The organism is Paenirhodobacter populi (genome assembly GCF_004022215.1).
GTDB classification, from domain to species: Bacteria; Pseudomonadota; Alphaproteobacteria; order Rhodobacterales; family Rhodobacteraceae; genus Rhodobacter; species Rhodobacter populi.
Genome location: NZ_SAUZ01000014.1, coordinates 1 through 11,045, shown reverse-complemented (window position 1 = coordinate 11,045; position 11,045 = coordinate 1). Strand labels below are relative to the sequence as shown.

Annotated in this window: 9 protein-coding genes; all 9 read left to right on the top strand. The window is 63.6% G+C overall.

All coding sequences use genetic code 11. The features are described from left to right. Positions 1-19: 19 nt before the first annotated feature. Complete coding sequence (gene rpoC, locus D2T30_RS12500; RefSeq protein WP_128209140.1) at positions 20-4,246, top strand: DNA-directed RNA polymerase subunit beta'; 4,227 nt, start codon at positions 20-22, stop codon at positions 4,244-4,246. 240 nt (positions 4,247-4,486) lie between these two features. Next, positions 4,487-5,212 (top strand): glycosyltransferase family 2 protein, encoded by a 726-nt coding sequence (locus D2T30_RS12495; RefSeq protein WP_128209139.1) that lies wholly within the window; start codon positions 4,487-4,489, stop codon positions 5,210-5,212. Beyond that, complete coding sequence (locus D2T30_RS12490) at positions 5,209-5,511, top strand: lipid-A-disaccharide synthase N-terminal domain-containing protein (RefSeq protein ID WP_128180647.1); 303 nt, start codon at positions 5,209-5,211, stop codon at positions 5,509-5,511. The genes D2T30_RS12495 and D2T30_RS12490 overlap by 4 nt, the downstream gene beginning before the upstream one ends. Further along, positions 5,492-6,913, top strand: a complete 1,422-nt coding sequence (locus D2T30_RS12485; protein ID WP_128209138.1) for an ArnT family glycosyltransferase — start codon at positions 5,492-5,494, stop codon at positions 6,911-6,913. The genes D2T30_RS12490 and D2T30_RS12485 overlap by 20 nt, the downstream gene beginning before the upstream one ends. Continuing rightward, entirely contained in the window at positions 6,897-7,622 is a 726-nt protein-coding gene (locus tag D2T30_RS12480) for a phosphatase PAP2 family protein (protein WP_128209137.1), read from the top strand. The genes D2T30_RS12485 and D2T30_RS12480 overlap by 17 nt, the downstream gene beginning before the upstream one ends. A 250-nt stretch (positions 7,623-7,872) precedes the next feature. Next, complete coding sequence (gene rpsL, locus D2T30_RS12475) at positions 7,873-8,244, top strand: 30S ribosomal protein S12 (protein ID WP_128180653.1); 372 nt, start codon at positions 7,873-7,875, stop codon at positions 8,242-8,244. Between the two features lie 12 nt (positions 8,245-8,256). Then, positions 8,257-8,727, top strand: a complete 471-nt coding sequence (gene rpsG, locus D2T30_RS12470) for a 30S ribosomal protein S7 (protein ID WP_128180655.1) — start codon at positions 8,257-8,259, stop codon at positions 8,725-8,727. A 14-nt stretch (positions 8,728-8,741) separates the two neighbouring features. Next, positions 8,742-10,856 (top strand): elongation factor G, encoded by a 2,115-nt coding sequence (gene fusA, locus D2T30_RS12465; protein WP_128180657.1) that lies wholly within the window; start codon positions 8,742-8,744, stop codon positions 10,854-10,856. A 63-nt stretch (positions 10,857-10,919) separates the two neighbouring features. Next, positions 10,920-11,045: GTP-binding protein (locus tag D2T30_RS12460; RefSeq protein ID WP_231555447.1), on the top strand; the 126-nt coding region annotated here is incomplete at its 3' end.

The following is an 11,045-nucleotide window of genomic DNA, read 5'->3' as shown; positions in this document are numbered from 1 at the left end:
TCATTCAAGGAATTAGCTGATGAACCAGGAACTGACCCAGAACCCCTTCAACCCGCTGGCGCAGCCCAAGCAGTTCGACGAGATCAAGATCTCGCTTGCGAGCCCTGAGCGCATCCTGTCGTGGTCGTATGGGGAGATCAAGAAACCCGAGACCATCAACTACCGGACCTTCAAGCCGGAGCGTGATGGCCTGTTCTGCGCGCGCATCTTCGGGCCGATCAAGGACTACGAATGCCTGTGCGGCAAATACAAGCGCATGAAGTATCGCGGCGTCGTCTGCGAAAAGTGCGGCGTGGAAGTCACCTTGCAAAAGGTGCGCCGCGAACGGATGGGCCATATCGAGCTGGCCTCGCCCGTCGCGCATATCTGGTTCCTCAAGTCGCTGCCCTCGCGCATCGGCCTGATGCTGGACATGACGCTGCGCGATCTGGAACGCATCCTCTACTTTGAAAACTACGTCGTGATCGAGCCGGGTCTGACCGACCTGACCTATGGCCAGCTGCTGACCGAGGATGAATATCTCGACGCGCAGGACCAGTATGGTTCGGACGCCTTCACCGCCAATATCGGCGCCGAGGCGATCCGCGAAATGCTGTCGGCGATCGACCTTGAAGCCACGGCCGAACAGCTCCGCGAGGAGCTGAAGGAAGCCACGGGCGAACTGAAGCCGAAGAAGATCATCAAGCGGCTGAAGATCGTGGAATCGTTCCTGGAATCGGGCAACCGTCCGGAATGGATGATCCTGACCGTGCTGCCGGTCATCCCGCCGGAGCTGCGCCCGCTGGTGCCGCTCGACGGTGGCCGGTTCGCGACCTCGGACCTGAACGACCTGTATCGCCGGGTCATCAACCGGAACAACCGTCTGAAGCGGCTGATCGAGCTGCGCGCCCCCGACATCATCGTCCGCAACGAAAAGCGGATGCTGCAGGAGTCGGTCGATGCGCTGTTCGACAACGGCCGTCGCGGCCGCGTCATCACGGGCACCAACAAGCGCCCGCTGAAGTCACTGTCCGACATGCTCAAGGGCAAGCAGGGCCGGTTCCGTCAGAACCTGCTCGGCAAGCGCGTCGACTTCTCGGGCCGTTCGGTCATCGTGACCGGGCCGGAGCTGAAGCTGCACCAGTGCGGCCTGCCGAAGAAGATGGCGCTCGAACTGTTCAAGCCGTTCATCTATTCGCGGCTTGAGGCCAAGGGCCTGTCCAGCACCGTGAAGCAGGCGAAGAAGCTTGTCGAAAAGGAACGTCCCGAGGTCTGGGACATCCTCGACGAGGTGATCCGCGAACATCCGGTGTTCCTGAACCGGGCGCCGACGCTGCACCGTCTGGGCTTCCAGGCGTTCGAGCCGACGCTGATCGAGGGCAAGGCGATCCAGCTTCACCCGCTGGTCTGCTCGGCCTTCAACGCCGACTTCGACGGCGACCAGATGGCCGTTCACGTTCCGCTGTCGCTGGAAGCGCAGCTGGAAGCGCGCGTCCTGATGATGTCGACGAACAACGTCCTGTCGCCCGCCAACGGCTCGCCGATCATCGTTCCGTCGCAGGACATGATTCTGGGCCTCTACTACACGACGATGGAACGTGAAGGCATGCCGGGCGAAGGCATGATCTTCGCCTCGAACGAGGAAGTGGAACACGCGCTGTATAACGGCGTGGTGCATCTGCACTCGAAAATCGTGTCGCGCGTGAAGCAGATCGATGAAGAAGGCAACGAGGTCTACAAGCGCTTTGAAACCACGCCCGGCCGTCTGCGGCTTGGCGCGCTTCTGCCGCTGAACGCCAAGGCGCCCTTCGATCTGGTGAACCGCCTGCTGCGCAAGAAGGACGTCCAGAACGTCATCGACACCGTCTACCGCTACTGCGGCCAGAAGGAATCGGTGATCTTCTGCGACCAGATCATGGGCATGGGCTTCCGCGAGGCGTTCAAGGCCGGCGTGTCCTTCGGCAAGGACGACATGGTGGTTCCGCATACCAAGTGGGACATCGTGAACAAGACCCGCGATCAGGTGAAGGAATTCGAACAGCAGTACATGGACGGCCTGATTACCCAGGGCGAAAAGTACAACAAGGTTGTCGATGCCTGGTCGAAGTGCTCGGATGCCGTCGCGGCCGAGATGATGAAGGAAATCTCCGCCGTTCGCGTCGATGACGCGGGGGCCGAGATGGAACCGAACTCGGTCTACATGATGTCCCACTCGGGGGCTCGTGGTTCGCCTGCGCAGATGAAGCAGTTGGGCGGGATGCGCGGTCTGATGGCCAAGCCCTCGGGCGAGATCATCGAGACGCCGATCATCTCGAACTTCAAGGAAGGTCTGACCGTTCTTGAATACTTCAACTCGACCCACGGCGCCCGCAAGGGTCTGGCCGATACCGCGCTGAAGACCGCTAACTCGGGGTACCTGACCCGTCGTCTGGTCGACGTGGCGCAGGACTGCATCGTGCGTTCGCACGACTGCGGCACCGAACATTCGATCACCGCGACCGCGGCGGTCAATGACGGTGAGGTGGTCGCGCCGCTGTCCGAGCGGGTTCTGGGACGTGTCGCGGCCGAGGACGTGCTGGTTCCGGGCACCGACGACGTGATCGTGCGCAAGAACGAACTGATCGACGAACGCAAGGCCGACCTGATCGAACAGGCCGCCGTGCAGTCGATCCGGATCCGTTCGGCGCTGACCTGCGAGGCCGAAGAGGGCGTCTGCGCGCTCTGCTACGGTCGTGACCTTGCGCGCGGCACGCTGGTGAATATCGGCGAAGCGGTCGGCATCATCGCCGCCCAGTCGATCGGTGAACCCGGCACGCAGCTGACGATGCGGACCTTCCACATCGGCGGCATCGCACAGGGCGGCTCGCAGTCGTTCCAGGAAGCCTCGCAAGAGGGCAAGATCGAGTTCCGCAACCCCTCGCTGCTGGTAGCCGACAACGGCGACCAGATCGTGATGGGTCGTTCGATGCAGATCGCCATCGTGGACGATCACGGCGTCGAGCGGGTGGCCTACAAGCTCACCTACGGCTCGAAGCTGCATGTGAACGAAGGCGACACGGTCAAGCGCGGCACCAAGCTGTTCGAATGGGACCCCTATACCCTGCCGATCATCGCGGAAAAGGCCGGTCACATGAAGTTCGTCGACCTCGTCTCGGGCATCTCGGTGCGCGAAGAGACCGACGAGGCCACGGGCATGACCCAGAAGATCGTGACCGACTGGCGTTCGGCGCCGAAGGGCAGCGATCTGAAGCCGGAACTGATCCTCGTCGGGGCGGATGGCGAACCCATGCGCAACGATGCGGGCCACCCGATCACCTATCCGATGTCGGTCGACGCGATTCTGTCGATCGAGGACGGGCAGGACGTGAAGGCCGGCGAAACGGTTGCCCGTATTCCGCGCGAAGGTGCGAAGACGAAGGACATCACCGGCGGTCTGCCGCGTGTGGCCGAACTCTTCGAGGCCCGTCGCCCGAAAGACCACGCGATCATCGCGGAAGTCGACGGCTACGTGCACTTCGGCAAGGACTACAAGAACAAGCGCCGCATCTCGATCGAGCCGACGCAAGAGGGGCTGGATCCCGTCGAGTACATGGTGCCGAAAGGCAAGCACATCCCGGTGCAGGAAGGTGACTTCGTGCAGAAGGGTGACTACATCATGGACGGCAACCCGGCGCCGCACGACATCCTGCGCATCATGGGGATCGAGGCTCTGGCCGAATACCTCATCAACGAGGTGCAGGACGTCTACCGGCTGCAAGGTGTGAAGATCAACGACAAGCACATCGAGGTGATCGTTCGCCAGATGCTGCAGAAGATCGAGATCACCGACTCGGGCGATACGACGCTGCTGAAGGGCGAGAACGTCGACAAGCAGGAGTTCGAGGAAGAGAACAAGAAGGTCGAGAACCGCGGTGGTCGTCCGGCGCAGGGGGAACCCGTCCTGCTCGGTATCACCAAGGCCTCGCTCCAGACCCGTTCCTTCATCTCGGCGGCCTCGTTCCAGGAAACGACCCGCGTGCTGACCGAAGCCTCGACCCAGGGCAAGCGCGACAAGCTTGTCGGGCTGAAGGAAAACGTCATCGTCGGCCGTCTGATCCCGGCGGGCACGGGTGGCGCGACCACCCGCGTGCGCAAGATCGCAAGCGACCGCGACAACGTGGTGATCGAGGCGCGTCGCGCCGAGGCCGCCGCTGCCGCTGCGCTTGCCGCGCCGATCGAGACGGATGTGGATCAGGGCCCGGTCGATACGCCGGAAAGCCATCTCTGATCCCTGCGGATTCCCTGACATCGGCCCCGTGCGAGCGATCGCGCGGGGCTTTTTCATATGCGTCTCAGGGCCGGAAACACCGTCTTTCCGGTCCGCGGCGGGGGCTTTGAACCCTGCTCTTCCGGGGGGTTATGTCAGCCGGATGACGTTCCTGTGGAACCCGGACAGCCGCGTTTACATTGAACCGGACAGCGGGTAAGAGAAGGCCGCTCGCGACCCCGGGCGAAAGGGCCTTTCCTGATGACCGATCTTTCCATCGTGATCCCTGCCAAGAACGAGGCGGAGAACATAGAAGCCTTGCTCGACGGCATCGACGCGGCGCTTGCGCCGTCGTTCAATTACGAGGTGATCGTGGTCGATGACGCCTCGGACGACGGGATGGAGGCGATCCTCAAGGCGCGGCTTGCGCGGGCACCGCGGCTGCGGGTGCTGCGCAACGACCGGTCCGGCGGGCAGTCGGCGGCGGTCCATTCGGGGGTGCAGGCGGCGCGGTCGCCGATCTGCGCGACGCTCGATGGCGACGGGCAGAACCCGCCCGAGGAACTGCCGAAGCTGGTGGCGCCGCTGTTCGCGCCGGGATCCGAGGCGGTGGCTCTGGTCGCGGGGCAGCGGGTCGGGCGGCAGGACACGCTGTCGAAGAAGCTCGCCTCGAAATTCGCCAACTGGATACGGGCGCGCGTGTTGCATGACGGCACCCGCGATACCGGCTGCGGGCTGAAGGCGTTCCGGCGCGAACCGTTTCTGGCGCTTCCCTATTTCGACCATATGCACCGCTATCTGCCGGCGCTGTTCGCGCGCGACGGCTGGCAGGTGGCGCATGTCGATGTCAGCCACCGGGCGCGGGGCGGCGGCCGGTCGCATTATTCCAACCTGCAACGCGGGCTTGTCAGCATCAGCGACCTGATGGGCGTTGCGTGGCTGATCCGGCGGCGCAAGAAATCCCGCCCGACCGAGGTGACGAAATGACCGAATGGCTTGAGCGCGTTCTCCACGTCAACTCGGCGGGCGAGCTGATGTGGGTCCTTTTCGGGCTGGCGGCGCAACTGATGTTCACCGCGCGGTTTCTGGTGCAATGGATCGCCTCGGAACGGGCGCGGGATTCGGTGATGCCGGTGGCCTTCTGGTATTTCTCGCTCGCGGGCGGGGTGATGCTGCTGAGCTATGCGATCTATCGCGCCGATCCGGTCTTTATCCTTGGGCAGGGGCTTGGGGTGATCATCTACATGCGTAACCTTTGGCTGATCCATGCGAAACGACGCAAGTGACACCGGCTGGCTGAGGCCAGCGCTGCTCGTCGTGCTGGCGGTCACCGTCTTCCGGCTGGTGATGCTGGCGTTCGACCGGACGGATCTGTTCGTCGACGAGACGCAATACTGGCTCTGGGGGCAGCGGCTCGATTTCGGCTATTATTCCAAGCCGCCGCTGATCGGCTGGGTGATCGGTCTGGTGACCCGGCTGGCGTCGGATGCGCCGTTCTGGGTGCGGATGCCGGGGACGCTGTTCCATGCGGCGACCGCGCTGATCCTTGCGGCGCTGGCGGCGCGGATCGCGGGGCGTTCGGCGGCGATCTGGACGGCGGCGCTCTATGTGACGCTGCCTTTCGTCGGCGTCGGCACGGTGATGATCTCGACCGACACGATCATGGCGCCGTTCTTCGCGCTCGCCCTCCTGTTCTTCTGGCGCTGCGGCGAGGATCGTCGACCGGTCTTTGCCCTTGCCGCCGGGGCGGCGATCGGCGCGGCCTTCATGGCGAAATATGCGGCGATCTATTTCCTGATCGGGGCGGGGCTGGCGATGATCGCCGTGCCCGGGCGGCGGATCGGATGGGGCAATGCGGCGCTGATGGTGCTGGCCTTCGCGGTCGTCATCTCGCCCAATGTGGTGTGGAACCTGACGCACAAGCTGGCCACCGTTGAACATACGATGGACAATGTGGGCTGGGTGCGCGGCGGCGCGGGGCTGAATTTCGGCCGGATGGCGGAATTTTTCGGCAGCCAGTTCGGCGTCTTCGGCCCGGTGGCGATGGTCGCGCTGCTGGTGGGCTATTTCCGCAAGGGCGCGGATGCCCGGGCGCTGGCGCTGCTGTCGGTGCCGCCACTGATCGCGGTGACGGTGCAGGCGGCCCTTGGCAAGGCCTATGCCAACTGGGCGGTGGCCGCCTACTTCGCCGGGACGGTGCTGGCGGTGCTGGTGTTGCCGCGGTGGGGGCGGTGGCTGGCGCTCGCGTTCAACCTGATCGTCACGGTGACGATCCCTGTGCTGACGGTGCTGGCGCCTTGGCCGGTGGTGAACGGCAAGCCGCTCCTGAACCGCTATCTGGGACGGGAGGAGCTGAGCACCCGCATCCTCGCGTTGGCACAGGCCGACGGCGTGCCGGTCTATGCCGACGACCGCGATATTCTGGCCGATCTGTTCTACACCGGGCGCGATTCCGGTGTGACGATCTATGCTCCGCGGAACGAGGGACGCCCGCGCAACTATTACGAACAGACCTTCCCGCTGCCCGAGGGGTTCGACGGCCGCATTCTGGTGCTCCGCCGCGAGCCTCTGGATTGCGGCGCGGGGGCGATACCGCCCGCCGGGATCCTTGCCACCTCGGGCGTCTGGTCCGACCGGCAGATCATCCCCTATGTGGTGGACGGAGGGTGCCTTGCTGCCCGGCCTTGATTTCGAGCGGACGGGGCGCTGGCTGCTGGCGGCGTGGATCGCATCGGTGGCGCTGTTCGTGGGCGTGCCCTCGATCGACCTGTGGATCAGCGCGGCGTTCTGGCGGAGCGGAACCGGCTTTCCGCTGGGTAACCGCGAGCTGTGGGATCTCCTGCGCAACCTGCTGTGGGACATCGAGATCGTGGTTTTCGTGATCGCGCTGGTGGCCTGTCTGCGGTCTCTGGCGCGGCGCAGGCCGGTTCTGGGGATGCCGGCGCGGGCCTGGGCCTATATCTGGTCGGTGTTCCTGATCGCCCCGGTGCTGATGGCGAATGGCGTGCTCAAGGCCTATTCCGGCCGGGCGCGTCCTGCGAATATCGTCGAGTTCGGCGGCGACAGCCTCTTTACCCGCGCGGGCGAGATCACCGACCAGTGCCAGCGCAACTGTTCCTTCGTCTCGGGCGAGGTATCCTCGGCCGTGGCGCTCTCGGTCACGTTGTGGCTGGCGTCCACGATGTGGCGCGGGCTCGAAGGCTGGCAGCGCAGCTATATCCGCGTCGTCGCGGTGCTGATCCCGGTTTTCGTCACCCTGCAGCGGATTTCGGCGGGGCGGCATTTCGCCTCGGACGCGGTGTTCGGGGCGCTGCTGACCCTGACGGCGGCATGGGCGCTCTATGCGCTGTTCTCGGGCCAACGGCCGTGGCGGCGCGGGGGAGAGGGGCGCAGTTGACAAGCCCCCCGACTCCGCCTATAGCCCCGACACCTGATGACGGGTGCAGTCTGCCCGTCGCGGACATTTCTGGTACGGTCCGGGCCGAAAGCCCAGATCCTCTGGGATTTCGGCGCATTCGTCGGCCCTCGGGCAGGCGGTGCAATTTGGCGTTTCATGATCCGCATGGAATGTCGTCGAGAAGTGGCGCATCGGAACGTGGGCAACCGGGTCCTGATGCGAGTATTGACAGAGCAAAACGGGGAACCGAATGCCTACCATCCAGCAGCTGATCCGCAAGCCGCGGCAGCCCAAGGTGGTGCGATCCAAGTCGCAGCACCTTCAGCAGTGCCCGCAAAAACGCGGCGTCTGCACGCGCGTCTACACCACGACGCCGAAGAAACCGAACTCGGCTATGCGTAAGGTCGCCAAGGTGCGCCTGACGAACGGCTTCGAGGTCATCTCCTACATCCCGGGCGAAAAGCACAACCTGCAGGAACACTCGGTTGTTCTGATCCGCGGCGGCCGTGTGAAGGACCTTCCGGGTGTCCGTTACCACATCCTGCGCGGTGTGCTGGATACCCAGGGCGTCAAGGACCGTCGTCAACGCCGTTCGAAATACGGCGCGAAGCGGCCGAAGTGAGGAGTGTAGAACATGTCTCGTCGTCACGCCGCTGAGAAGCGCGAAGTCCTGCCCGACGCCAAGTATGGTGACCGGGTTCTGACCAAGTTCATGAACAACCTGATGATCGACGGCAAGAAATCTGTCGCCGAACGTATCGTCTACAACGCTCTTGACCGCATCGAGGCCAAGGCGAAGCGCGAGCCGGTGGAAGTGTTCCACGAAGCGCTCGACAACGTCAAACCGGCCGTCGAAGTCCGTTCGCGCCGGGTTGGTGGTGCCACCTACCAGGTCCCGGTCGAAGTGCGTCCGACGCGCCGCGAAGCCCTGGCGATCCGCTGGCTGATCAACGCTGCGAAGAACCGCAACGAACACACGATGGAAGAACGTCTGGCGGGTGAACTGCTCGACGCGATGAACGCACGTGGTTCGGCCGTCAAGAAGCGCGAAGACACCCACAAGATGGCCGACGCGAACAAGGCGTTCAGCCACTACCGCTGGTAAGAGAGGAAGCCCTCATGGCACGCGAATATCCCCTCGATCTCTACCGCAACTTCGGGATCATGGCCCACATCGACGCGGGCAAGACCACCACGACGGAGCGGATCCTGTACTACACCGGGAAGTCCCACAAGATCGGCGAAGTCCACGACGGCGCCGCGACGATGGACTGGATGGAACAGGAACAGGAGCGCGGGATCACCATCACCTCGGCTGCGACCACCACCATGTGGCAGCGCACCGAAGACGGTACCCATGAGGGTCCCAAATACCGCTTCAACATCATCGACACCCCCGGCCACGTCGACTTCACCATCGAAGTCGAACGTTCGCTGGCGGTGCTCGATGGTGCTGTCTGCCTGCTCGACGCCAACGCCGGTGTCGAACCGCAGACGGAAACCGTCTGGCGTCAGGCGGACCGCTACAAGGTTCCGCGCATCGTGTTCGTCAACAAGATGGACAAGATCGGTGCCGATTTCTTCAAATGCGTCCAGATGATCAAGGACCGCACCGGCGCGACCCCCGCCCCGATCGCCCTGCCGATCGGCGCCGAGGATCAGCTGGAAGGCATCATCGACCTCGTGACGATGAAGGAATGGGTCTATCAGGGCGAAGATCTGGGCGCCTCGTGGGAAATCCGCGAGATCCGTGACAGCCTGAAGGCCGAAGCCGACGAATGGCGTTCCAAGCTGGTCGAACTTGCGGTCGAGCAGGACGACGCGGCGATGGAAGCCTATCTCGAAGGCACCGAGCCGGAAGCCGCGGAACTGCGCAAGCTGATCCGCAAGGGCACCCTGTCCATGGCCTTCGTTCCGGTCACCGCCGGTTCGGCGTTCAAGAACAAGGGCGTGCAGCCGGTCCTGAACTCGGTCATCGACTATCTGCCGAGCCCGCTCGACGTGCCGGCCTATGTCGGCTTCGCTCCGGGCGACGAAACGGAAACCCGCAACATCGAGCGGCATCCGTCGGATACCGAGCCCTTCTCGGCCCTCGCGTTCAAGATCATGAACGACCCCTTCGTCGGTTCGCTGACCTTCACCCGTGTCTACTCGGGCCAGCTGAAGAAGGGCGATTCGATCCTCAACGCGACCAAGGGCAAGAAAGAGCGCATCGGCCGCATGATGATGATGCACGCCATCAACCGCGAGGAAATCGAAGAAGCCTTCGCGGGCGACATCATCGCGCTGGCGGGTCTGAAGGAAACCACCACGGGCGACACGCTCTGCGACGCCTCGAAGCCGGTGGTTCTGGAAACCATGACCTTCCCGGAGCCGGTGATCGAGATCGCCGTGGAACCGAAGTCGAAGGCCGACCAGGAAAAGATGGGCCTCGCGCTGGCGCGTCTGGCGGCCGAAGACCCGTCCTTCCGCGTCGAGACCAACTTCGAATCCGGTCAGACCATCATGAAGGGCATGGGCGAACTTCACCTCGACATCCTCGTCGACCGTATGCGTCGCGAGTTCAAGGTCGAGGCGAATATCGGTGCTCCGCAGGTGGCCTATCGCGAAACGATCTCGCGCGAAGCCGAAATCGACTACACGCACAAGAAGCAGACCGGCGGCACGGGCCAGTTCGCCCGGATCAAGCTGATCATCACGCCGACCGAGCCGGGCGAAGGCTATTCGTTCGAATCGAAGATCGTCGGTGGCGCGGTTCCGAAGGAATACATCCCGGGTGTCGAAAAGGGCATCAAGTCGGTCATGGACTCCGGTCCGCTGGCGGGCTTCCCGGTGATCGACTTCAAGGTCGCGCTGGTTGACGGTGCGTTCCACGACGTCGACTCCTCGGTGCTGGCGTTCGAAATCGCGACCCGTGCGGCGATGCGTGAAGGCCTGAAGAAGGCCGGCGCGAAGCTGCTCGAACCGATCATGAAGGTCGAAGTGGTGACCCCGGAGGAATACACCGGCGGCATCATCGGCGACCTGACCTCGCGCCGGGGCATGGTGCAGGGGCAGGACACGCGCGGCAACGCGAACGTGATCAACGCCTTCGTGCCGCTCGCGAACATGTTCGGCTATATCAACAACCTGCGTTCGATGTCCTCGGGCCGTGCGGTCTTCACCATGATCTTTGATCACTACGAAGCCGTGCCGCAGAACATCTCGGACGAGATCCAGAAGAAATACGCGTGATCGTGACGGCGCCGGGGCAACCCGGCGCCGCCCGGCACGTTTCAGGAACACCAGGAGGCCATAATGGCAAAGGCAAAGTTTGAACGGACGAAACCGCACGTCAACATCGGCACGATCGGCCACGTTGACCACGGCAAGACGACGCTGACGGCTGCGATCACGAAGTATTTCGGCGAATTCAAGGCCTAC

What these genes read in the sequence shown, in the direction of transcription:
- rpsG (WP_128180655.1), top strand. Translation starts at nt 8,257, where the DNA reads ATGTCTCGTCGTCACGCCGCTGAGAAGCGCGAAGTCCTGCCCGACGCC.
- rpoC (WP_128209140.1), top strand. Translation starts at nt 20, where the DNA reads ATGAACCAGGAACTGACCCAGAACCCCTTCAACCCGCTGGCGCAGCCC.
- D2T30_RS12485 (WP_128209138.1), top strand. Translation starts at nt 5,492, where the DNA reads ATGCGAAACGACGCAAGTGACACCGGCTGGCTGAGGCCAGCGCTGCTC.
- fusA (WP_128180657.1), top strand. Translation starts at nt 8,742, where the DNA reads ATGGCACGCGAATATCCCCTCGATCTCTACCGCAACTTCGGGATCATG.
- D2T30_RS12495 (WP_128209139.1), top strand. Translation starts at nt 4,487, where the DNA reads ATGACCGATCTTTCCATCGTGATCCCTGCCAAGAACGAGGCGGAGAAC.
- rpsL (WP_128180653.1), top strand. Translation starts at nt 7,873, where the DNA reads ATGCCTACCATCCAGCAGCTGATCCGCAAGCCGCGGCAGCCCAAGGTG.
- D2T30_RS12490 (WP_128180647.1), top strand. Translation starts at nt 5,209, where the DNA reads ATGACCGAATGGCTTGAGCGCGTTCTCCACGTCAACTCGGCGGGCGAG.